This window comes from Pseudomonas sp. SDO5532_S415, assembly GCF_054071155.1.
On record NZ_JBSVWS010000015.1, the window covers coordinates 17,744 to 41,571 of the forward strand.

Consider the following 23,828-nt stretch of genomic DNA (forward strand, 5'->3'; position numbering starts at 1 on the left):
GAATGAATTACCGCCACCTCACCCCTTCCATGTCGTTGCTGCTGGCGTTTGAAGCCGCCGCTCGCCATGAAAGCTACACACGCGCCGCGGTGGAACTCTCGCTGACTCAAAGCGCGGTCAGCCGACAGGTCCAGGCGCTGGAGCAGCAACTGGGCCTGACGCTGTTTCGCCGGGAAGGCCGGCAGGTGCAGTTGACCGATGTCGGCCGCCTTTATCAGCGGGAACTGAGCGAAGCGCTCGGACGCATCCGCAGCGCCACCTTGCAGGCCATGGCTTATCAGTCGGGCAGCGGAACCTTGCGCCTGGCCACCTTGCCGACGTTCGGCTCGAAGTGGTTATTGCCACGCCTTCACGACTTCTACAAAACCCATCCCGGCATGCTGGTGCACATCAATTCCCGGATCGACACCATCGACTTCGAGACCAGTGGCATCGATGCCGCGATCGTCGTCGGTAACGCCGACATGCCGGGTCTGATCAGCCATCGCCTGCACACCGAAGAATTGATGGTGATCATGTCGGCACAAGCGGCGGCGGCCCATGACACCTGGACACCGGAGCGCATTGGCACACAGACGCTGCTCAACGTCGCGAACAACGCCAACGTCTGGGGCGAGTGGTTCAGCCACCACGGCCTGCCCCATCGGATGATGCGGCTGGGGCCGAGTTTCGAACTCACCTCGCACTTGATCCAGGCCGTGAGGGCCGGCATCGGCATCGGCCTGGTACCGCGTATCCTGGTCGCCGATGAGTTGGCCAACGCAGAGCTGATCAGCCTCGGCCAGCCCTTCGCCAGTCAGCGCAGTTACTACCTGACGTATCCGCCACGTAACGAAAGGCTGCCATCACTCATCGCGTTCCGTACCTGGTTGCTGGAACAAATCTGACCGATGCCGCTGATCTGAATCTGTGGGCATCCAGGTACCCCGCGTTATCGTTGACCACCATCGCGAGCAAGCTCGGCTCCTACAAAGTCCTGCGCTGAATCTGTGGGAGCGAGCCTGCTCGCGAAGAACGTATGGGCGACGCAGGCACGCGTTTTCATAGACGACCCATCTGCGCAATCAGCGCCCCAGGAATGCGTAGCCGTAGCTCACGACCTTGGCGTCTTCACCGTAACCGCCCAGGAACGAAACGCCCACCGGCAGATTACCCTTGATGGTGCCTGCCGGAACCGTGATTTCGGGAAACCCGGTGGCGGAGGCAATGTACGACGAGGCGTAGGTATCACCGGCGTTGCACAGGTAACTGTCATCCGTCACGCCGTGAACCACCGAGGCCGGGCAGTTGATCGTCGCAAAGAACAGACTGTCCACTTGGTTCTTCTTCATGATGTCCATCAGTTGCGCGCGCAACTGCGGGATCTTTCTGGAGAGGATGGAGATGTACTGCGGCGAATCGGTGCCGGTGGTGTTCGATACCGCTTCCAGTCCGGCCAGGCGCGCCGGGTTCATGCCATGCGCTGCGTTGTCAGCCTGATTCTTTTTCGCCAGATCAAGGAACCGGGCCAGCGTGCGCGGTTGGCTCGGGCCAAGGGTGGCCAGGTATCGTTCGAACTGCGGTTTGAATTCGCTCTCTCCCACCGGGCCAAGCACATCGCTCCAGAGGGTTTCAAATGCCTTTGGCAGCTCGATGGAAACGACATGCGCCCCACGCTGGCCAAGGGTTTGCTGTGCGGTTCTGAAAACCGCGTCCACCTCCGGGTTGGCGCCTTTGAAGTTGGTGATCACCCCGATGGTCTTGCCTTGAAGCGAGGAACGGCTCAGGGCTGGCTCAAACTGTATGGTGTCGGCGGCAAGGTCGAGGGTCGCCGGGTCGCTGTTGTCCTGTCCCTTGATCGCATCCAGCACGATGGCCTGATCCAGCACGCTATTGGTAATGACGCCACCGGTATCGAACGTGAGCGAGAGCGGAATAATGCCGCTGCGACTGATCAGCCCCATCGAAGGTCGAAAACCCACCGTACCGGTGACGCTGGCCGGCGCGCGGATCGACCCGCTGGTATCCGACCCCAGCGCAAAGGGTGCGAACGCCGCGGCCACCGAGGCGGCAGAGCCGCTGCTGGAGCCGGAAGCATCGCGCCGGGTATTTCTCGGATTGAGCGTCTGCCCGCCAAACGAGCTGTAGCCGAACCAGCCGAAAGACGCGGCCAGTTCCGACAGGTTGGCTTTGCCGAGCAGAATCGCCTGTCCATCGATCAGCTTCTTGACGGTGAAGGCATCCTGGCTCGGCACCGACGTACGCAGTACGTAGGACCCACCGGAGGTGACCAGACCGGCGGTGTCAAAGTTGTCCTTCACCACGAACGGAATGCCGGCCAGCGGTGGATATTTGGCCTCGGGATTTTTAGCCCGTTCGGCATCCCACTGGCGGGCCTGTTCGATCGCCTGCTCATTGAGCGTCACCAGCGCATTGATGTTCTGGCCCTGATGGTTGTTCGCGCGAATGTTGTCCAGGTAGTGCCGGACCAATTGCTCGGAAGTGATGTCCCCTTTATTCAAGGCAAGACGCATGTCGGCAAGGGTCATGCGGTCAATACCGTCATCCGCTTGAGCCCTTGCCGCCAGTAGCAAAAACGAGCACGCCACCAACGTTTTATTCAACTGCATGGGTATTCTCCTCATCAGTACAGGCGAACGGAATGAGCTCATGCCCAAGTGATCGGGATGAGCGCTACCAATAAGCGGGATAAAAAGAGGCCAGCGGTATTCAGCTGGCCTGGACAATCAAGACGAAACCGGGCGACTTCAACGCCACGGCGCAATCACTAGATCAACTTGTTCTTTTCCAGGAATTCCCTGGACACACTCTCGATTGACTCACGGCCGACATCGACCCGGGAGTTCAGACCGGCAATCGAGTCGTCGTCCAGTTTGGAAGAGAGTGCGTTGAGCAATTCGCCAATCTTCGGATTCTCTTTGAAGACTTCGGTACGAATCACCGGCGTCAATGCGTAGCTGGGGAAAAACCCTTTATCGTCCTTGAGCACGACAAAGCCGAATGCCGGAATCCGCCCATCAGTCGACAGCACCAACGCCACGTTCACCTGACCGTCCCTGAGTGCCTGGTAGGTCAGGCCTCCGTCCATGCGCACGACGTTCTTGCGCTCGAACTCAAACTGGTACATGTCCTGGAGAGGACGCAGGCCATCGGAGCGTGAAAAGAACTCCGCGTTGGAAGCGAATTTATAGGTTTTGCCTTCGCCGACGTTTTTCGCCAGATCGCTGATCGAAACGATGCCCTCCTTATCGGCCTCGTCCTTGCGCATGGCAAACGCGTAGGTATTGTTGGCTTTCGATGGGTTCAACCAGGTAATGCCTTTCTCTGCGTCGAGGGCGCTGATCTTCTTGTACGTTTGCTCGGCGTCCAGTTTATCCGTCACTTTGTTGTAAATGACCAGGGAGGTCCCGGTGTATTCCCAATACACATCGACCTGACCGTTCTCTTGTGCCGCGCGCAATACAGACGAGCCCAGGTCCGGACGTTTATCGACGCTGTATCCATTGGCGCGCAGTAATTGTGTGGTCATTTCCGCCACCAGTTGCTGCTCGGTAAACTTCTTGCCGCCGACCACGATGGTGCTGTTGGCAGAAGCAGTCCCCATGGAACCTGAAACAAGACCAAGCGTTAGGATCAGACTGGTTAGCATGCGATGAATCATGATGCACCTCGTATTATTGGTTTTTATCCTGGGTCTTCTAATCATTCGCGCCCGGCCAACCTCAAGCCCCGCGACACGGCGACGGTCTGGACCAGTCCGCACGCCAGATCGACGGCGATGGCCAACAGCGCGGTCGACGCCGCACCCGCCAGCATCATGCCGAAGTCGTTCAGGTCGATACCGGTAAAGATCAACTCGCCCAGCCCTCCTCCACCGACCAGGAAGGCCAGCGGCGCAGTCCCGACGTTGATGGCGAGCGCCGTGCGAATGCCGGCGAAAATCACGTTCATCGCATTCGGGATCTCGACTTTCCACAGGGTTTCCCGTGGCGTCATGCCCATGGCCTCGGCCGCTTCGACCAAATGCGCCGGCACCGCGCGCAAGCCTTCATAGGTGTTGACCGCCACCGGCAACAAGGTCGCGACAAACAATCCGATGATGGCGGCGCCGCTGCCTACGCCAATAAAACTCATGGCCAGCGCCAACAGTGCAAGCTTGGGTATCGCCTGCCCCACATTGAGAAACTGCATGCTGGCCATGGCGTAACGCTGGTTCGCGGGCCGGCTCATCCACACGCCCAATGGCAGCGCGACAACCAGGGCCAGGACCCCACTGATGGCAACTATCTGCAGATGCTGAACCGTCAGATAGCTGATATCGCCCCAGTAATACTGGAGCCCTTCCCAAAATCTGATCATCAAGTCAGGCATCGTCAATGCACCGCCGGAGTAATGTTTTCAACCAGTCGCGCCAGGATATCGGTCTGGTGCACATAGCCGATGAAGCGACCGTCACTGTCGTTGCACAACGCCCAGTCCTGGCCGCGACCCAGTAGCTGCGAGAGCACCTGGCGCAGGTCGTCTCCAGGTTTGACGACCAGTTGCGAGCGCGTGGAGATGCCGCTATTGCCGCCAACGACTTGCATGTGTTCCCGTGGCGGGATCTTGCTGGCGATATCAGCCGCCCGCAGCAGACACAGGCGTTTCATGATCCGGTCGCTGCCCATGAAGTTCGCCACGAATTCGCTGTCGGGCCGCGCCAGCAGATCATCCGGGCTGCCGAACTGCTCGATTTTGCCGTTGTGGAACAGCGCAACGCAGTCCGCCATTTTCACGGCTTCGTCGATGTCATGACTGACAAACAGCACGGTCTTGTTGACCTGGCGCTGGATGCGCATGAACTCGTCCTGGATCACTTCTCGGTTGATGGGATCGATCGCGCCGAAGGGCTCGTCCATCAACATCACCGGCGGGTCCGCAGCCAACGCCCGGGCCACGCCCACGCGCTGCTGTTGACCACCGGACAGTTCGCACGGGTAGCGCTTGAGAAATCTGGACGGCTCCAGCGCGACCACTTCCAGCAACTCCGCCGCGCGCTTGCGGCTTTTGTTTTTGTCCCACCCCAGCAGATTGGGGACGACACAGATGTTTTCCTCGACGGTCATGTTCGGGAACAGGCCGACTTGCTGAATCACGTAGCCAATGGATCGCTTGAGGGTGACGCTGTCCAGTTCGGACGTGTCGCGCCCACCGATTCTGATCGTTCCCGACGTCGGCGTGATCAGGCGATTGATCATTTTCAACGTCGTGGTTTTACCGCAGCCCGACGGCCCGAGCAGAACGCAGATTTGCCCCTCTTCAACGTTGAATGAGACATCTTCTACCGCCGTGGTTGAGCCGAATTTCTTGTTCAGGTTTTCGATCTGGATCACGTCGTCGCTTCCTTCATTGGGCCAGTGGCCGCTTTGTTCTTGTTCAGGCCTTTGGGCGTGAGGAGGCGCTGCAAGGCGTACAGCGCATAATCGGCTGCAATGGCAATGACGCTGATGACGATGGCGCCGGCCAGCAGCTGGCGGGTATCGGATTGGGCGATGCCGCGAATGATCAGACTGCCCAGGCCGCCCGCGCCGATGTAGGCCGCGATGGCCGCGATGCCGATGTTGATGACGGTTGCCATCCTCACTCCGGCCATGATGAGCGGCACTGCAATCGGCAGCTCGACCTTGCGCAGCCGCTGCCAGGTGGACATGCCCATCCCGATTGCCGCTTCGCGCAAGGCAGGATCGATGTTGGAGATCGCGGTGGTGGTGTTGCGGATGATGGGCAGTTGGGAATAGAGAAACAGTGCAATGACCGCCGGCACGACGCCGATCCCGTAGCCGATCAGGGAAAGGGCCGGAATCATGAGCCCGAACAGCGCGGCCGAAGGAATGGTCATCAGCACGGCGGCAAAGGCCAGGACCCAACGGCGCGTTCTGGGGTGCTGGGAGATTGCGATCCCGACAGGCACGCCGGTCAGGATCGCCAGGCCCACCGCGATCGCGACGATGAGAAGGTGCTGCCCGAGTAGCAGGCTGATCAGCCCGCCGTTTTCCAGAATGAAACTCAAGGTTTCCATGGTTGTGATGCCTTCTGTACGTCATTGTTGTTTTTGCCGGCTGTGCATCTGGAAGTGGACGCCGGATTTGTAATGAACCTTACCGCGCTCCCGAACGCTGCCTGCGCTTTGAGTTCGACGATTTCTATCAAAAAACCGACGTCGCGAAGCCTTCCGGTGTGCCGTTCAGGGTAAAGGGTCGAGTTCGCCGGGAAGAATACAGGATCGCCAAATCACCAGGCCCTGCCCGCGCGCACCAGCGGTCGGACCAAGTCATTAGCTAGCTATGCGGTTTTGCAGAGAAGTTTGGACCTGAGGATTAGCGCCGGATTGACCAGGGCGCCCGGGACGCCCGGTCAGGAATGCGCATCATCAAATTTCCGCCGCTCCTCTCCGGGCGTGCAGCCCCAGACACGACGGTAGGCGGCACCCAGATGTGATGCCGAGACAAACCCGCAGCTGTAGGCAATCGACGCAATGGGCTGGGTGCTTTCACGCAGCAATCGGCGTGCTTCGTTGAGCCTGAGCTCCAGATAGAACTTCTTCGGCGTCATGCCGAAATGTTGATGCCACAGGCGCTCCAGTTGACGATGCGACAGATTGCAGCGATCGGCGATCTCTTCGATGCCGATAATGTTCTCCAGGCTGTTTTCCATGAAGGCAATCGCGGCCGTGAGTCGCCTGTCGTGAATCCCGAACCGCCACTGGATCGACATCCGCTGATGTTCTTCCGGCGCTCTGATCCTTGCGTGCAGAAATTGCTCTGCGATGTTCGCAGCCAGCTGATTACCGTAATCCAGCGCGATTTGCGCCAGCATGAGGTCGATGGCCGCCGTTCCACCCGCACAGGTCCAGCGGTTTCCATGGTTGACGTACAACTCTTTGGTGACTTCGATCGTGGGAAATTCTTCGGAAAACTGTCCAATGGACTCCCAGTGCAAGGTGCAGCGCTTGCCTTCCAGCAAGCCGGCGCGGGCGAGGATGAACGTGCCGGTGCTCAATGCGCCGACAGTTATCCCACGGGCTGCGGCACGTTGCAGAAACCGCAGCATTTTCGGTGGTTTCTGATGTTCGATGTCCAGGCTGGCCAGGACGAAAATGCGATCGACCTCGGGCGCCTGGTCGATCGGTACGGTCTGGATTTCGAAACCACTGCTGGAGCTGACCGGTCCACCGGATTCCGTGAGCACTGTCCACTCATACAGGGTTTTGCCGGCAAGCCGATTCGCCGCCCGCAAAGGCTCGCTGGCTCCGGCCAACGCCATCATGGAAAACTGAGGGAGAATGAGCAGGCCGATTCGCTTGGTCGTGCAACCGTTCACAGCCGTCGCGGCTTCACTGGGGCTCGTCATCGCCAGATCCTTGTCATAGGGGGTTCCAGCCGTTCGCAGAACACGGCTCAGGCCAGCCCGTGGGAGTGGCTTTGGACACGCTATGTTAGGACCTGGGCACGTATTGAGCCAGATTGAATCGCTGCGAGACCTCCTTGCGAGGTCTCACAGGGTATTGGCGATTGAATCAGCCGCGGGTGCGAATGGCCTCGTCGATGCTCTGGATCATCGACTTGAACACCGGACTGTCCACCTGATTCTGCTGACCGTGCTGCATGTGCGGGATGATCAGCGCGTTCGAACCGGCATCGCCGGGATAGTGCCGGTGCAGGCGCTCGGACTCTGATGGCATGTGCAAGGTGTTGTCGGCACCGTGGATGATCAGCGCCGGCGGGAAGCCTTTTGCACCTTCAATGGATTGCTCCGGGTCATAGGCCACATACGACTTGTAGGACTTCGCCGTCACGTGGGTGCAGCCAGGCCAGCGGTCGGCACCACCGGCTTCGGTATAGCCACCCAGTTGCTGATCGACATACGCCTGGGTGTCAGGATCCAGTGGATAGTAGCCAAGACGGGTCGCTGCGGTTCCGGTGTCGAATGGAGGAATGGCGGCGTCATCCGCCAGCTGGAGGATCGCCGCGTCAGCGGCTTTGCTATCGGCACGCAAGGCCTGCAGCTTGCGGATGTTGGTGTAGCTCATCGGCACCCAGAACCGGATCTGTTCACCCCCCGCAGCCGCCAGTTCCGCCACTGCGCCCAGGCTCGCCACAGAACCCATCGCCCAGGACGCCACCACCGGCATCTCGCCAAAGTTGTCACGCGCCCAGGCAACGGCACCGAGGACTTCGTCCTTCTGGTCTTGCAGGCTGACGTTGGTGATCTCGATGTCCCCGGCGCGGATCGTGTTGCGGATGTGCTTGTTGGAAAAGAAACCCGCCACGTCGTAGGTCATGACGCGATAACCCCGGGCTGCCAGGGCGCGGCCGAACAGTTGGCCGTACATCGTGACGCCACCGGTGAAGCCGGAGTTGAAAACCACGGGTGGGAGTTTGCCGGCAGACGCGTCGATGTGTTCCGGCTCGAATACCGTCCCTTTGATACTCAGGGTTTCGTTGCCATATTTGACGGCAAAGTTGATTTCTTTGGCAGTAATGTTCGTCATCGCTTTATATCTCGGAGTTGTAGCGTGGGCATAGATCAACGGTCCAACTGACCAACCGCTCCTCGGAGAAGTTGGTCAACCGGAATTCGGGTTTCTGAGGAAACGTGATGGGCAACGGCATCGACAAAACTGAACGCCTTGTTCAAATCGAACAGTCCGGAATACGGCACGCCGTTGTTGGCGGTTCCAACATGGGGGGCATCGGTGGCTTCCAGGAGAATCTTGTCGGCACCGACTGCGCCAACAATCTGCATGACGAAACGAGCGGCTTCCTCGGGATAGACAGAGGTGCGATAACCGGGTCCCTTGAACCACACATTGCCGCGTCGTCTGGCTTCATTGAGCAGCGCGACATAGGCCGGCTCGGTGGTGCCACGCTCGCTGTGGCAGCTGCCCAGATGATCGATGATGACCCGCACATTTTCAGGCACCTGGCGCAACACGCGCAGGTTGGTCTGGGCTTCCTTGGCGTAAATGTGAAGGTGTTGGTGCGGCAGCAGGCGAGCGTAAAACGCGGCCCATTGCCCGTCACTGAAGCGAGTATCGGAAACCGTTTCGGGCCTGGCATCGTGCAGGACGATCCGGGCGCCAACGACCTGCGGATGCGCGAGGCGCTCCCGGGTGGCGTAAGCAGGTTCGGCCTTGATCGTTCCCACCAGTTTCACTTCGCCGTAGCGCAACGGGTCGGATGCCTGGAGGTTCTTGAGCTCCTCGAACGAAGCAAACACATTTTCAGAGTCCGGCAGGATACTCAGATGGACATTGTTGATGACCGTCGGAGCAATGCCGGCATCGATCAGTTGATCCAGCCAGGTGGTCAGCGGATGCGGCTCGGGTAAGGCATAGGGCAGCGAGCCGGCGACCCGGTGAAGATCGTCCGATGTGTAAAAGTGAACGTGGCTATCAATTCTTTTCTTCGACGGCAGCATGATTATTGTTTCCTGCTTTTGTGCGAAAACAATAATCGTCGTCAGCGCTTCATCGCTCCTGCCAACTCGACGTCTAGTATCAAAATTTCGCCATGTGCGATGGAGTGGCGAAAAGTATCCGGACATGACCGATCGGTTCGGCCCCTCCCCGTTGGGTCATGGAGGCCGCTCTGCTGCCGTGCCGGTAGAATTCGTCTGCTGCCGGAGTGATGTTTCTGCCAACCGAGGTGCCCGGGCTTCGTTTGAGACATGGCGATATTTTGTTGTCGCCATCAGTACATCCGCCGGTGTTTCAAATGCTTGGGACACCTCGTGAACCGGTGCCGTTATTTCCTATTAATTTTGCCAACCGTCAATTTCCCAACTACAAGTGATAGATAAGGCGGGAAGTGTCCAAATATTGACAGTGGCTGTCATGAGCGGACATCCGATACACGGGACAATTCTGGGATGGTCAGGCTCATGGCTCAAGGCAAGTACCGCTCCGACATCGATGGGCTGCGGGCTGTAGCGGTGATCGCGGTACTGCTGCATCACCTCAACACCAACCTGCTGCCGGGCGGATTCGTCGGTGTCGACATTTTCTTTGTCATCTCCGGGTTCCTGATCACTTCCCAGGTGTTTTCCGAGGTCAAGCGCAACACCTTCTCACTGAAGGGTTTTTATCAGCGACGCATCAATCGCATCGTGCCGGCATTGGTCACGGTGTTGGTGGCGACGGCGATCGTCGGGGCATTTATCCTTTCTCCGGTCGACCTGATCCGGCTCAACGTCAGCACCCTGCTCTCTTTGCTGGGCGTGTCGAACGTCTACATCTGGGTCAAGTACGGCAACTACTTCGCCGCTGACGCCAGTGAGGCGCCCCTGCTGCATACCTGGTCGCTGGGTATCGAAGAACAGTTTTATCTGCTGTGGCCGCTGTTCATTGTGCTGCTCTATCGCCTGGCGCCGCGTTACGTGCTGCCGATTTTGGCCTTGGGCGTGGTGGCCGCGGTCGGCGCTTCTGAATACGCGACCGGGGTCTTCGCGACGGCCGCCTACTACCTGCTGCCCACGCGCTTTTTCGAATTGATGCTGGGCGGGGTGCTGGCGATCTATTTGCATCAACCGCGCGTCATCGCAAAGCTGACCGCCCATGGCCTGGCTCTGGCGGGTTTGCTGCTGATCGGTTTTTCGCTGTTTGCCTTGAACGCCAACTCGACCTTCCCCGGGGTCAACGCGCTGGTCCCGTGCCTGGGTGCCGCGTTGCTGATCCTGGCCGGCAGCGGCGACACGCGCTCGCGCTTGCTCACCAGCCGGCCCATGGTGTTCATCGGCTTGATTTCCTATTCGCTGTATTTGTGGCACTGGCCGTTGATTGCCTATCTGAGTTACCTGGAAATCCCCATCGATCTGCCTGTGGGGGCGATGCTGATCGCGGTCTCGATCACCCTCGCGTGGCTATCCTGGCGTTATGTCGAGGTGCCCTTTCGCCGCAGTGGAGCCACTTGGGATTTTTCCCGGGTCTTCTTCCGGCGATTCGCCCTTCCGGCACTGGGGCTGGCCACGCTGGCGGTGCTGAGCGTGCAATTCAACGGCTTTGCGCAACGCTTCAGCCCTGATGTTTCGCGACTGGAAGCCATGACCCTGCAGAAGCCGAGCGAGATCCGCAAGGGCTGCCACGTGACCAATGCGCTGTACAAAACAGAACCCGATGACGCCTGTCGCCTGGGAGCTGAAAAGGAACAACTGGACGGCATCATGATCGGTGATTCGTTTGCCAATCACTTCACCGGCATGGTCGATCTGCTGGCGAAGCCGGATAACCTCTCGATCATGGACTACACCATGGACTCGTGCCCGCCGATCATCGGCTACACCGTCGACATGTCCGCGACCTATGCCGAACATTGTGCAAAACGCAACGAACGGGCGTTCAACCTGATCGAACAGAACCATTACCGCTATGTGGTACTGGCGGCGATCTGGCCCAGGGAGGCGATCGCCAAGGACATCGTCGAAGCGAGTATCAAGCGGGCGGTGGAGCACAGCGACCAGGTCATCGTTATCTTGAGGAATCAACACATCGAAAAAGCCGCCAGTTGCCCGATTCGTCACTTGATGTTCGATACCGACCACAGTTGCACAGTCAGCCGCAGTGGTGCGGCGCCCTATTGGGCCGACATAAAGGTGAAGTTCCCGCAGGTGCACTTTATCGACCCCAATCAAGTGATTTGTACGGCAGGCGTGTGCAGCCCGATGATCAAGGGTCATCTGCTGTACCTGGATGATTCGCACCTCAATGAAGTGGGATCGCGCTTTATCGGCCGCACATTACTGGACCGAGGCTATTCGTTGCTGCACGACCCGGTGGCTGACCCAAGTAATGCCGTGACGAAGCTTGATGCCTCCGTTCACCGATAGGAAAACGTCGACTACCCGTGCCGCAAGGGTTTGGTGTTTCACATTCAGGGGCCGATAGCGGAAAACGGGAGGTAGAGTCATGAATATGCTGCTGGCTCGGAACCAGAGTGGTGATGACGTAGCGCAACTTCGCCAGAAACTGGCCAAGGCATTGGCCGCCGACGAGCAAGGATTCCCCGGACTTGCAAGTGGACGTGATTTCGACGCATTGACGGAATCGGCGGTCCGTCACTGGCAATCGGGCATCGGCATCGTCGCGGACGCAGTGGTCGGTCCTTACTGCCAGAGCCTGCTGGGTCTGCGCGAACTCAAATCGCTGGCCATGGCGCTCAGCGTGGATACGGTAAAGCTCCTGTTCCCCGCCACCAAAGCTTCAAACATTCAGCGCTACCTTCCCTATGTCGCGGCGGCCCTGGCAGCGGCCGACCTGACGGACAGACCGATGATACTGGCTGCGTTGGGCACCATTCGCGCCGAGACCGAAGGCTTCGTGCCCATTTCGGAGTTTCCCTCGAAGTTCAATACCAGCCCGGGCATGGCGCCGTTCAGCGCCTACGACGGCAGAAAGGACCTGGGCAACACCGTACCCGGTGATGGCGCAAACTTCCGCGGCCGTGGCTTCGTACAACTGACCGGGCGCCACAACTATCACGTCTATTCAGAGAAGATTGGCGTGGATATCCAAGCGCAACCGGACCTTGCCAATGCTCCCGAAGTGGCGGCCGTCCTCCTGGCGCGATTCCTGGGCGACCGGGCGTCCAAAATTCGTACCGCCCTGGCCAGTGACAACTACCGCGCGGCTCGCAAGGAGGTCAACGGCGGCTCCCACGGCCTGGACCGCTTCAGCGATGTCTTCAGACTTGCAGCGCTGATACCGCAGCCGACTCGCGCCCGTCAGGTCAAGGGCGCGGCGGCGAAAAAGGCTGCAGCGAAGCCAACGCCAGTCGCGCGTCAGCTCAATGCCAGCAAGGACCCGGTGGACCTGCGTGACCGCGCCTACATGCCACCCCCTTCAAACCTGCCCGATATCTGTCCCGGTGACGATAAGATCAAGGAATATCTGCCGCGCTATACCCAATCGGGGTTGATCCTCGACCAGGGACGGGAAGGTGCCTGCACCGGTTTCGGGCTGGCTTGCGTGATTAACTACCTGCGCTGGCGCAAGAACGGCAACGGTGAAGTTCCGGAATCGGTCAGCCCACGGATGCTTTACAACTTCGCGCGACGCTACGACGAGTACGACGGCGAGAACTACGAAGGCTCCAGTTGCCGTGGCGCCCTGAAGGGCTGGCACCACCACGGCGTGTGCCCGGAGTCCGACTGGCCCTACGATGACCAGGACACCCTGCCGCCGAAGTTCGGTTATGCAACCCGTGCAACCGACAATACATTGGGCGTCTACTATCGGATCGACATCGGCTCAATCACCGATCTGCAGGCTGCCATCTGCCAGGTCGGTGCGATCTATGTGTCCGCTTTCACTCACGACGGCTGGAACAACGTGGCAAAACCCAAGGGCAAACTCAACGGACATGCTGCCCTGCCGGCCATTGCGTTCGACGGCAGGCCGTCGCAGAGCGGCGGCCACGCCTTCGCCCTGGTCGGTTTCAATGCCCGCGGCTTCATCGTGCAGAACTCCTGGGGTACCGACTGGGGCGGGGGCGGTTTTGCCCTGCTGACCTATGCCGACTGGCTCGCCAATGCCATGGACGCCTGGGTTGCAGCCCTGGGCGTACCGGGGGTGATGCTCGGTCAACTGGCCTCAGGCCGCGGTACGGCAATCGCTGCGGCCGCTGTCGACAGCTCCCGGTGGTGGGATGAACCCAAGGCCTATGAGCACAGCGTGATCTTCGGCAACAACGGACGAATCGATCGCCACCTCACCCAGGACGAGCTGAACCGTTCATTGCTGCACCAGGCCTGCGGGCTGCCGGACCAGTGGTTCCGATCCCAGCCGGGCAAGACCAAGCGCCTGGTGCTCTACACCCACGGAGGACTGAACGACCAGGCCGCCGCCATCGAGCGCGCGAGGGCGATGGGACGCTACTTCCTGGGCAACGGCTGCTATCCGCTGTTCATCGTCTGGAAGACCGGTGTACTCGAATCCATCACGAACATCATCACCGACATGTTCCAACGCGAACCACCCCGTGCCGGCGGTTTGCGCGAGGCGCTGCAGGACGGCGCCGACATCCTCCTCGAACGGGGAATCGGCCGCCCCTTCGCCCGTCCGATCTGGAGCGAGATGAAAGAAAACGCCGAGTTCGCCAACCTACCCACCCGTGGCGGCGACAAACTGGTGACAGCCCTGCAGAACCTGGCCAGGACCTGGGGCGACGACCTGGAAATCCACCTGGTGGGACATTCGGCCGGTGCGATCTTCCTTGGCCATGTCATCGACCTGTTGGCCGCACGCGGCCTCGAAACGAACGTCCGCTCGCTGCACCTCTACGCGCCAGCCTGCACGGTGCAGTTTGCCAATCGCCACTTCGCTCCCCACGAAACGCTGATGCAGAACCTTTACCTGGACATCCTTTCCGATCGCAATGAGCGTGACGACAGCATCGGCCCCTATGGCAAGTCACTGCTCTATCTGGTGTCCAACGCGCTGGAAGGCGACCTGCGTATGCCGATCCTTGGCCAGGCCAACGTGCTCGACCCTGGATACAACGGCTGGGACGGCTCCTCCAGCACCGGCGAAGCACTGGGCAAATGGCGCCAGGCCGTCCAGGCGGCGGGCCTGGCCAGGCGCAAGCAAATCGACATCCTCGACGCAGGCACGGTGTTCAGCTTCCGATCGGACAGCCCCGACAACCGCCCCGATGTCACCATCAAGGCGACCCACGGCTGCTTCGACAATAGCGTGGATGTGGTGAGCCGAACGCTCAAGCGCATCACCGGAACCGAGCCGAAGCAGGCACTCAAGTTGCCGGTGGATGATCTGCGGGGCTTCTGACAAAAGCTCCGCATGCGCCCTTGGTCCGATGCGGGAGACACCAACGGTGTCCCCCGTTGAGCCATCCATGGGCGCGTGCAGCATGGCCCGGTGGTTGACCGATGCTCGAATCAGAGACACCTCCTGGCGAGGGTCGATGCGAGCGAATCGAGATCAGATCGAGCCCGCCGGCGTAACGGCAGGGAAATCCTTCTCGGGATCAAACACGTTATTGAAAAAGTTCGTCAGGGAGTACATGGCCACCAGCGCGACAATCTCCATGACATTCGCATCCGTATAGCCCGCGTCGCGGACGGTTTTGAGATCGGCATCACTGACCTTGCCGCGAGTCTCGATGACCTTGTGCGCGAACTGCAGGGCAGCGTTGCGCTTGGGGTCAGTGGCCTGGCCCTTGCGGGCGAGAATGATTTCATCGGCCGGCAGCTTGGCCATGTGCTCGGCGGTAAAACTGTGAACCGCCAGGCAGTAGTTGCAGCCATTCGCTTCGGAGACGGCGAGGCCGATGCTGTCACGCGTCTTCACGTCGAGCGCTTTGCTCAAGGAACCGAGCAACGTAGCCCATGCGTTGAACGCGATCGGGCTTTGCGCGAAGGTCACCATCATGTTTGGCGTGAACCCGATGTTCCGGGTGAACGCATCGAGTGTCGGCTTCGAATCGGCCGGTACTTGTTCCGGGTTTAACACTGCACTTCTAGGCATCGTAGTCTCCGTAACTCACTGGTTTATTGAACAATCAAACGAGATCCAACACTTCGGCCAACGGACGGCGCGGCTTCTGCGCCCAGTTTCCCGGACGCTCCGCGCCTATGGACAACAGCATCACCGGCACTTCGTTTTCAGCCAGGCCGAACTCACGGGCCACCGCTTCGGCATCGAAACCGATCATCGGTGTAGAACCCAGGCCTAACGAGCGGGCGGCATAGATCATCGCCGACGCACCGAAGGTGGCCGTGCGCACTGCTTCGTCGCGCTGGCGCTGCGGGTGCTGCAAATACAAATCGCGTGCGGGGATTTCCCAATCCGGCACCATCGAGGCCGGCATCACGCCCGCTTCAACCAACGGCGCAAGGCGTTGCGGTATGACGCTGGAATCGGCCAATTGGCCGCAGATGATGAAAGTAACGGCGGCTTCAATGATCGGCGGCTGACTCCAGGCAATCGGACTCAACCGGGCTTTGGCTTCAGGGGTGCGTACGGCGATGAAGCGCCAGTTCTGTATGTGGAAGGAAGTCGGTGCGGTGGTGCCGATTCGCACCAGCTCACGAATTTGCTCGTCGCTCAACGTGGCGGCGGGATCGTAGTACTTGGCGGCACTGCGACTCACGATGCATTCGATGACGGCGTTGGTCATGATGGTTCCTGTCGTTGAAGGGAAGTTGAAGTACCAGAGCGCATTCACTCGATGCGTCGCGGTGGTAGCTGCGTCCTGGTCTTTGCATCTTCCACCGTCAATGGTATGAATTGAAGAACCAAGAATCCCCACTTTTGTGTGTACCAAGAATATGAATTCAGACCTGCAGATTCAGCTCGACCGGACAGCGAAGCTGTCTCTGACAGAACAGATTCGTATGAGTATCAGCAGGGCCATAGAGTCAGGCCTGCTCGCCCCCGGCACTCGATTGCCTTCATGGCAGGACCTTGCCGCGCACCTGGGTGTGGCGCGCGGAACCGTTCAAACGGCGTATGAACGGTTATCAGACGCCCAGTTGATCGAAACCTTCGGCGCGAAGGGCACACGCGTGGCGCCGCGCCCTCGTGTGGCGGTGGCTCAACCGCAACCGCCGGACCCCGGCGCGTTTATGAGAGCCTATCAACGGATGAACACCGGGCCGGCGATCTTTCAGCTCGGCATTCCAGCGTCCGGAGGCTTGCCGGAAAAGCTTTTCGCGCGCGCGCGCTCCTCCAATCTCCTGAAGGCAGGATCCTTTTCGTCATTGATCTATCCCGATCCTCGGGGGGAACTGGAGCTGCGCCGAGAGATTGCAGGCTACCTCTCCCTCTCCAGAAACCTGCATTGCTTCCCTGAGCAGGTGTTCATCACGTCGGGATACAGCTCCGGCCTGGGGCTTGCACTGCGAGTACTGGGTCTGGACGGTAAGAAAGTCTGGATGGAAGATCCCGGTTTCTTTCTGACCCGCAAGGGGCTGGAGCTCGCTCGTTTGCAGGTCATTCCGGTGCCGGTGGATGATGAAGGTCTCAACGTAGGCTACGCCATCGAGAACGCCGCGGACGCTGCGTTAGCCGTCCTGACGCCCGGTCAACAAGCGCCCCTGGGTTCGACGCTGTCGTTGAGGCGACGGCTTCAACTACTCGATTGGGCGGTCTCGAACGACGCCTGGATCATCGAAGACGACTACCTCAGCGAGTTGCAACTGGAAGGCCGGGCGGCCCCTGCCCTGGCGTCTTTGGACGAGGGCAAACGTGTCATCCACATCGGTACATTCAGCAAGACCATCAGCCCGGGACTGCGCCTTGGATTTGTCGTAGCGCCAGCCGAACTGGTTGTCGCGTTCTCCGAGGTCGCCGCAACGCTTGCCCCCGCCCCCTCCCCCCTCATCCAACTCGCCACGGCTCAGTTCATGCACGAGGGCCACTACATCCGGCGTGTCCGTCGGCTCAAGCGACTCTATTGTGCCCAGCGTGACGCGCTATGCGAGCAGTTGCGCATGCGCAATGCAGAGTGGGTCAAGGCAGGCCTGGCAGTCCTGCTCAGACTCCCCGACGGCGCGCCCGACGTGCAGATCGTTCAGGACGCGATGACCATTGGCATTGCACCGTCGCCTTTGTCAGCCTGGTTCGCCACTCCGTCCGGTAGCTCATCTGGCCTATTGCTCGGGGTTGCCACAGCGCCTGAAGCTCAGCTCGCCACATCGTGTCATCGACTGTTCGAAATCATCGAGCGATATTGCCAGCCCCATGTTCGAGGCAGCAAAAAGAGTACGAAGGACCGGGTTTGAAACGAGCGCAACACCGTTCGCATACGCTAACCTGACGCCTGGACTCGACGGCTCAGCCCTCACTCATCAGATCAAGGCCTTGCACACTATGATCATCTCTTCTGCATCGGACTACCGCGAAGCGGCACGCCGCAAACTCCCCCGTTTTTTGTTCGACTACATCGACGGAGGCGCTTATGCAGAGCATACGTTGAGGGCCAACAGCGCCGACTTGAGTGACGTCAGCCTGCGCCAGCGCATCCTGAAAAATGTCGAAAGCCTGAGCCTGGACACCACCCTCTTCAACCAAAAACTGGCAATGCCCATCGTGCTGGCGCCGGTAGGGCTGACCGGCATGTTCGCCCGCCGTGGCGAGGTGCAGGCGGTCAAGGCGGCGCAAAACAAAGGCATCCCGTTGTGCCTGTCGACCGTGTCGGTGTGTTCGATCGAGGAAGTCACGGCAAACGCTCAGCAGCCGATCTGGTTTCAGCTGTATGTACTGAAAGATCGCGGCTTCATGCGCAACGCACTGGAGCGTGCGCAAGCCGCCGGGGTGCAGAACCTGGTGTTCACGGTCGACATGCCCACGCCCGGCGCCCGATACAGGGATGCCCACTCGGGCATGTCGGGTCCGTTCGCCTCGTCGCGTCGCGTGCTCCAGGCCATGACCCGCCCCGACTGGGCCTTCAACGTCGGCGTGATGGGGCGTCCACACGACCTCGGGAATATCTCCAAGTACCTGGGCAAAGCCGTCACGCTTGAGGACTACATGGGCTGGCTGGCCAACAATTTCGACCCGTCGATCAGCTGGAGCGATCTGGAGTGGATTCGTGAGTTCTGGAAAGGCCCGATGATCATCAAGGGCATTCTCGATCCCCAGGATGCCCGCGATGCGGTGAGTTTCGGTGCTGACGGGATTGTCGTTTCGAACCATGGCGGCCGACAGCTCGACGGCGTCCTCTCCACCGCCAACGCCTTGCCTCCGATCATGCAGGCGATAGGCAATGACCTGAGCGTGCTGGTCGACTCGGGCATCCGCTCAGGGCTGGATGTGGTGCGCATGTTGGCCCTGGGGGCGAAAGGGGTTTTGCTGGGACGTTCGATGGCCTACGCGCTGGCTGCCGACGGGCAACGCGGGGTGGAAAACATGCTGGATATTTTTGCCAAGGAGATGCGTGTGGCGATGACGCTGACCGGGGTGACGTCCATTGATCAGATCGACGAATCGATTCTGGTGCGCTCCTACAACGCTTGATCTGCCTCGCCTGCAGGTGTACTCGATCCCTGTGGGAGCTGGCTTGCCTGCGATGGCGGTGTGTCAGGCAACATCAAAATTTGATGTACCGCCCCCATCGCTGGCAAGCCAGCTCCCACAGGTTCACAGGTAAATAGATGGATATGTACTCAACCAAAAACAGCCTTGTCCTCCACACAATCAGATCGAACAGCTACTCCCCCCGTGCTTCTCCAGATAACGCTGCTGCTCCTCACCCGCCAGCTCAAACTCACCCAGCGGCACAATCACCGTGGCCACCGGCTTGGCCAATTGCCCCGAAGCCTCCAGCGCCCGCCTGGCGACCCGCGCCAACTGCTCTTGCTCGGCAGAACCAAAAAACAACGCCGACCGATATTTCACCCCGACATCAGCGCCCTGCCGATCAACCGAAGTCGGATCATGCAGCGTCCAGAAATGCTCGATCAGGCGACTGTAAGCAATCACCCGCGCATCGAAATCAACCTGCACCACTTCGATCGACACCGGCTCGCCACTGGCCGGTCGTGCAAACCCGACCCGCGTATCCCGCACCCCCGGCAATGCCCGAAATGAAGCTTCAGCGCCCCAGAAACAACCGGCGCCAAATGTCGCCTGTTCAACAACCGCGTCTTGCTGAATATCCGTCATGCGCGGACACCCTCCTGTTGTGGCAGCAGATGCAAGTGCAACTGTGCGATATGTTCAGGCCCGATGCCGCAGCATCCGCCAACGATACTGGCTCCGACGGCGACCCACGACCGCGACCAGTGCAGGTAGGCTTCAGGGCCCAGGTCACGACGAATCTCCAGCAAGGTGCTATTGGCTTTGGCCTCGGTGCTGACCGGCGGGAAGGCATTGGCGTAAACCCCCAGCTCGATCGCTTGGCCGAGACGCTCAATAACCTCGCGAGCCTCGGCAAGTGCCGCCGCCATGACTTCCGGCTGGCTGCAATTGAACAGCACCACCGTTGCCCCCAATTCGACTGCCACACGCACCGCCTCGGCGACCGGTTCGCCGGAACGTAACCGAGGCGGTTCGCCCGTTTCATCCAGCAGCGTGAAGGACACCCATAGCGGCTTGGTTTCTATATCGGCATCGAGCGCCTCGACCACCGCCCGCACTTCAGCGATGGAACTTTGGGTTTCCGCCAGCCAGACATCCACGTGAGCCTGCAACCCGGCAATAAGCTCGCGATGGATCGCCACCGAACGTTGGTGATCAAAGAGATCCGGTCGATACGACCCCAGCGCCGGAGGCAGCGAACCGGCCACGGTGACCGGTTCACGACCGACCGCCGCCTGACGGGCCAGACGCCCTGCCCGATCGGCAAGCGTTCGCCCCTGCTCGGCAAAGCGCTCTTCGCCGATGTGGAAAGGCACCACCGCGTAGCTGTTTGTTGTAATGATTCGGGAACCGGCATCCACGAATGCCTGATGCGCCTGGAGCACAAATTCCGGCGCCTCGATCAGCGCGAGGGCTGACCATTCAGGCTGTCGAAATGGCGCGCCGATGCGCTGCAATTCGCGTCCCATGCCACCGTCGAGCAAGCGCAAGGAGCGGTCACTCATTGCGCTGCACTCACTTTCGGCGCCGAGGCGGCCAGCCATTGATCAACGGTGGCGCCATTCGCCTGGACCCACGCCTTGGCAGCAACGTCAGCCGGTTGTTTTTCCTTTTCGATCTTCAGGATCAGGTCATTGAGCTGCGCCGGCGCAATGGCAAAGTTATGCAAGAAATCGGCGATTTTCGGTGCGCGTTTTTGCAGGGCCGCAGAGGCCAGCACATACACCTTGGCATCCGGGAAGGCGCAGGTGATCCGGCTCTTGTTCAACCAGTCCGGATCGACCGTCGGGCTGATGAATTTCCAGCAACCGTCGGCCTTGTACAGCGGATCGCCTTTCTTGTTGTCCTGGGCATAGCCGTCGAACGCCGGCTCTTCCAGGCGACGCAGGTCAAAGGCCGAGAAGATCCAGTCCGGGGTGTAGGCGTAGAACACCACACCGCGCTGTGCCTTGTAGGCCGTGGCCAGCTTGGCGTAAGTCACCGAGGCTTCCGTGGACACCGATTCGAATTTATCGGCGAAGCCATAATCCTTGGCCTTGATCTGGCCGATGTAGGTCGACTCCCAGCCTGCCGGGCCGACCAGCAACTGCGCCTTGCCACCACCCAAGGGTTCGAAAAGCTTGGCGATTTCCGGTTTCTTCAGGTCATAGATGGACTTGACCCCGTACTTGTCCTGCAGATAGCCCGGGATATAAAACCCTTGCTCCCCGGCATAGGGTTGAACGTTTGCAACCAGCGACTTGCTGCCGCCAGTGACGTATTTGGCCCAGGCCGCCGACTGATTCGGCAGCCAGATGTCGGTCAGCACGTCGACCGAGCCATCGCCTTTGGCGGCGGCGCTGAACAGTACCGGGACATCCCCGGCCAGGTACGAGACGTCGCCATCGAGCCGGGTTTTGATCACCTCGCCCAGAATGTGTTGAATGGCGATGGCGCCCGTCCAGTTCTGCTCGCCGATGACGATTTTGTCCTTGGCCATGACGGTTGCCGGGAGAATAAAAGAGGCCAGTAACGCGGCCGCGCCAAGCGTACGAGAAAAATGTGTGTTCACGATAAGTCTCACTGTGGGTTGTGCAGGTGATCTTGCTTGCGCAAGCTCGATTGAATGATTCGATCCGGTATCAGCGCGCACAGCACGATCGCCACGCCGGCAAGCATGCCCTCGCCGCCCTTGATGTTGCGCAGCGCCGTCATGACGTCATACCCCAGGCCACCGGCGCCGATCAGCGCGGCCACCACCACCATCGACAGGCTCATGACGATGGTCTGGTTGATCCCCAGCAGCAGTGAGCGGCGCGCCAGTGGCAGTTGCACCTTGACCAGGGTTTGCCAGGGGCTGGCACCGTGGGCGACCGCTGCCTCGACCGCATCTTTCGGTACTTCCTGGATACCCAGCGAAGTCAGGCGGATCATCGGCGCCAGGGCGAAAATCACCGTGGCGATCACGGCCGGGGTCTTGCCGACAGAGAAGAACGCCACGGCGGGAATCAGGTACACGAAGGTCGGCAGTGTCTGCATGACATCCAGCAAGGGTGTGAACAGGCGCCGCACCAGCGGCCGCTTCGCCAGCAGGATGCCGGTCGGCACGCCGATGACCAGGGCGATCAACACCGAAGAACCCACCAGCGCCAGGGTGGCGATGGTGTGCTCCCAGAAGCCGAACAGGCCGATGTACAACAATGCAACGCCGCTGGTCAGCGCCAGTGCCAGTCCGGCCGAGCGCCAGGCGAGGAACACCACGGCCAGCGCCGACACCGGCCAGGGCAGCCAGCCGAGCAGATTTTCAATGCCTTCGATGACAGTGCGCACGGCAACGATCACGCCGACGAACGCACCTTCAAACGTCACCTGGGACCAGCCGATAAACTGGTCGATACTCTCCGCCGCCAGCAACAGCCATTGGCGGTTTTCGGGAAACTGCAACAGGGCATGGGGGGTATCGGGGGTGATGACGCGCCATATCACCAGGGCCTGACTGACCAGCAGCAATGCCAAAGGCAGCCCCCAGCCCGTCGTCTGCCGCACAGTTTGGCGGCTGAGCGAGATCGCGCTGAAGCGGCTGGCACCGAACACGGCCATAGCCGCGAGCACTGCAAGCCATGACGCGCTGGCCAGGCCTTGGCCCGCAACCGCCAATGCGGCGAGTTCGGCGGCAAACGTCAACCAGAACCACCCGCCCCTACCCCGCGCCGCCAGGGCTGCCGGCCCCAGCAACAGCGCTTGCCAGCGGGGCAAACCGTGATCGACAGATGGCTCACGGGGTTGGCGTTGTGGCGTCGGGGTGCGAATGCTGTCTGGACGTTGCAGCGCCGATGGCGTTGGCGTGCAATCGCGGAAAAAGTCTGCGACTTCGGCATCGGCGGGTTGCTCGAGCAATTGTTCGGGCGTGCCCAACTGCACCAGCCGGCCTTGCCGCAGCACGGCAATACGATCGGCCAGGCGTATGGCTTCCGCCGGATCGTGAGTGACCAGCAAAGTGCTGATTCCGCGCTCACGGGCCAGGGCCAGAAAGTGACTTTGCAGATCGCGGCGGATGGTCGGATCCAGCGCGCTGAACGGCTCGTCCATCAGCAGGATATCGGGCTTGGTCACCAAGGCCCGGGCAAACCCCACGCGCTGCTGCATGCCACCGGACAGTTCATGGGGGTAATGCTCGCCCCAACCGTCCAGGCCCACCGCCTGCAACTGTTCGATGGCCGCCGCATGGCGCACGGACTCGGGTTCGCCGCGCAGCTCCAGTGGCAGCGCCACGTTGTCCAGAACCGTGCGATGGGGCAGCAGGCCGAAATGCTGAAACACCATGCCGATGCGTCGCGACCTGAGGTTACGCAAGGCCTGGTTGCTCAAGCCGCTGATGGCTTGTCCGTCGATCAAGACCTCGCCACTGCTGGGCTCGATCAAGCGGTTGATGTGACGCAATAACGTCGACTTGCCGCTGCCGGACGTCCCCATCAGGCACAGCACTTCACCACGACGCACCTTCAGGCTGACGTTGCTGACCGCGGGCGCGACCGGCGCACCTTTGCGCAGATAGGCCTTGGTGACGTCGCGCAGTTCGAGTACGACATCACTGTCATTGGCGGGGCTGTCGGACGGTGGCGAAAATCTTTGAAAGGACTCAATGCGTGCAGTCGACAAAGACGTTTGAATGGTGGTCACAGGAGCTCCCGGCCCAAGGTAGAAAATCGGCCAAGCGCCAGGTGGTAAACGCAGCGCTCTCAAGAACGCATAAAGCTAATCGATCTTAAAAAAGTTA

At 60.2% G+C, this 23,828-nt stretch carries 19 protein-coding genes; 5 read left to right on the forward strand and 14 right to left on the reverse strand.

From position 1 onward, the window contains the following. The first annotated feature begins 2 nt into the window (after positions 1 to 2). Entirely contained in the window at positions 3 to 887 is an 885-nt protein-coding gene (locus ACW9HW_RS06870; RefSeq protein WP_457399061.1) for a LysR substrate-binding domain-containing protein, read from the forward strand. Positions 888 to 1,064: 177 nt separating this feature from the next. On the opposite strand, the gene ACW9HW_RS06875 is transcribed toward ACW9HW_RS06870, so the two are convergent. From ACW9HW_RS06875 to ACW9HW_RS06910, 8 genes are all read right to left on the reverse strand, one after another. Further along, a complete protein-coding gene (locus ACW9HW_RS06875) occupies positions 1,065 to 2,609 on the reverse strand; it encodes an amidase family protein (protein WP_457399062.1) in 1,545 nt (514 codons plus the stop codon). 158 nt (positions 2,610 to 2,767) lie between these two features. Then, positions 2,768 to 3,604 carry a glycine betaine ABC transporter substrate-binding protein gene (locus tag ACW9HW_RS06880; RefSeq protein ID WP_256590319.1) on the reverse strand — a complete coding sequence of 279 codons (837 nt, stop codon included), beginning with the start codon at positions 3,602 to 3,604 and terminating at the stop codon, positions 2,768 to 2,770. A 98-nt stretch (positions 3,605 to 3,702) separates the two neighbouring features. Next, positions 3,703 to 4,359, reverse strand: a complete 657-nt coding sequence (locus tag ACW9HW_RS06885; protein WP_256590318.1) for an ABC transporter permease — start codon at positions 4,357 to 4,359, stop codon at positions 3,703 to 3,705. A gap of 14 nt (positions 4,360 to 4,373) precedes the next feature. Further along, the gene (locus ACW9HW_RS06890; protein WP_095196133.1) at positions 4,374 to 5,372 is read right to left on the reverse strand and encodes an ABC transporter ATP-binding protein; all 999 of its coding nucleotides are present in this window, start codon (positions 5,370 to 5,372) and stop codon (positions 4,374 to 4,376) included. Next, a complete protein-coding gene (locus ACW9HW_RS06895; RefSeq protein ID WP_457399065.1) occupies positions 5,369 to 6,058 on the reverse strand; it encodes an ABC transporter permease in 690 nt (229 codons plus the stop codon). Before ACW9HW_RS06895 ends, ACW9HW_RS06890 begins: the two co-directional genes overlap by 4 nt. Before the next feature lie 335 nt (positions 6,059 to 6,393). Next, positions 6,394 to 7,389 (reverse strand): GlxA family transcriptional regulator, encoded by a 996-nt coding sequence (locus tag ACW9HW_RS06900; protein WP_095196131.1) that lies wholly within the window; start codon positions 7,387 to 7,389, stop codon positions 6,394 to 6,396. A 166-nt stretch (positions 7,390 to 7,555) separates the two neighbouring features. Further along, on the reverse strand, positions 7,556 to 8,530 hold the full coding sequence (locus tag ACW9HW_RS06905) for an alpha/beta hydrolase family protein (protein ID WP_457399066.1): 975 nt from the start codon (positions 8,528 to 8,530) through the stop codon (positions 7,556 to 7,558). A 35-nt stretch (positions 8,531 to 8,565) separates the two neighbouring features. Then, positions 8,566 to 9,459 (reverse strand): amidohydrolase family protein, encoded by an 894-nt coding sequence (locus ACW9HW_RS06910; RefSeq protein WP_457399068.1) that lies wholly within the window; start codon positions 9,457 to 9,459, stop codon positions 8,566 to 8,568. Positions 9,460 to 9,921: 462 nt separating this feature from the next. Here ACW9HW_RS06910 and ACW9HW_RS06915 point away from each other — a divergent pair, with 462 nt between their 5' ends. Together ACW9HW_RS06915 and ACW9HW_RS06920 are read left to right on the forward strand one after the other, a co-directional pair. After that, positions 9,922 to 11,862, forward strand: a complete 1,941-nt coding sequence (locus ACW9HW_RS06915; RefSeq protein WP_457399070.1) for an acyltransferase family protein — start codon at positions 9,922 to 9,924, stop codon at positions 11,860 to 11,862. A gap of 79 nt (positions 11,863 to 11,941) precedes the next feature. Next, a complete protein-coding gene (locus ACW9HW_RS06920) occupies positions 11,942 to 14,818 on the forward strand; it encodes a C1 family peptidase (protein WP_457399072.1) in 2,877 nt (958 codons plus the stop codon). A gap of 153 nt (positions 14,819 to 14,971) precedes the next feature. Here ACW9HW_RS06920 and ACW9HW_RS06925 read toward each other — a convergent pair whose 3' ends face one another. Both ACW9HW_RS06925 and ACW9HW_RS06930 read right to left on the reverse strand, forming a co-directional pair. Further along, entirely contained in the window at positions 14,972 to 15,502 is a 531-nt protein-coding gene (locus ACW9HW_RS06925; protein WP_457399073.1) for a carboxymuconolactone decarboxylase family protein, read from the reverse strand. Positions 15,503 to 15,551: 49 nt separating this feature from the next. Further along, positions 15,552 to 16,169: a nitroreductase family protein gene (locus ACW9HW_RS06930; RefSeq protein ID WP_095196126.1), complete on the reverse strand. Its 618-nt coding sequence runs from the start codon at positions 16,167 to 16,169 to the stop codon at positions 15,552 to 15,554. A 151-nt stretch (positions 16,170 to 16,320) separates the two neighbouring features. Here ACW9HW_RS06930 and pdxR point away from each other — a divergent pair, with 151 nt between their 5' ends. Continuing rightward, positions 16,321 to 17,775, forward strand: coding sequence for a MocR-like pyridoxine biosynthesis transcription factor PdxR (gene pdxR / locus ACW9HW_RS06935; protein ID WP_457399075.1), 1,455 nt, complete (start codon positions 16,321 to 16,323; stop codon positions 17,773 to 17,775). Positions 17,776 to 17,863: 88 nt separating this feature from the next. Beyond that, on the forward strand, positions 17,864 to 19,009 hold the full coding sequence (lldD, locus tag ACW9HW_RS06940) for an FMN-dependent L-lactate dehydrogenase LldD (RefSeq protein ID WP_457399077.1): 1,146 nt from the start codon (positions 17,864 to 17,866) through the stop codon (positions 19,007 to 19,009). Positions 19,010 to 19,189: 180 nt separating this feature from the next. On the opposite strand, the gene msrA is transcribed toward lldD, so the two are convergent. Genes msrA through ACW9HW_RS06960 form a run of 4 tightly spaced genes read right to left on the reverse strand, consistent with a single transcriptional unit; the run spans position 19,190 to position 23,695 of the window. Then, positions 19,190 to 19,657: a peptide-methionine (S)-S-oxide reductase MsrA gene (gene msrA, locus ACW9HW_RS06945; protein ID WP_457399079.1), complete on the reverse strand. Its 468-nt coding sequence runs from the start codon at positions 19,655 to 19,657 to the stop codon at positions 19,190 to 19,192. Then, a complete protein-coding gene (locus tag ACW9HW_RS06950; protein ID WP_095196122.1) occupies positions 19,654 to 20,577 on the reverse strand; it encodes a homocysteine S-methyltransferase family protein in 924 nt (307 codons plus the stop codon). The genes msrA and ACW9HW_RS06950 overlap by 4 nt, the downstream gene beginning before the upstream one ends. Beyond that, positions 20,574 to 21,623 carry an ABC transporter substrate-binding protein gene (locus ACW9HW_RS06955; RefSeq protein WP_457399081.1) on the reverse strand — a complete coding sequence of 350 codons (1,050 nt, stop codon included), beginning with the start codon at positions 21,621 to 21,623 and terminating at the stop codon, positions 20,574 to 20,576. Before ACW9HW_RS06955 ends, ACW9HW_RS06950 begins: the two co-directional genes overlap by 4 nt. Positions 21,624 to 21,631: 8 nt before the next feature. Next, on the reverse strand, positions 21,632 to 23,695 hold the full coding sequence (locus ACW9HW_RS06960; protein ID WP_457399098.1) for an ATP-binding cassette domain-containing protein: 2,064 nt from the start codon (positions 23,693 to 23,695) through the stop codon (positions 21,632 to 21,634). Positions 23,696 to 23,828: the final 133 nt, after the last annotated feature.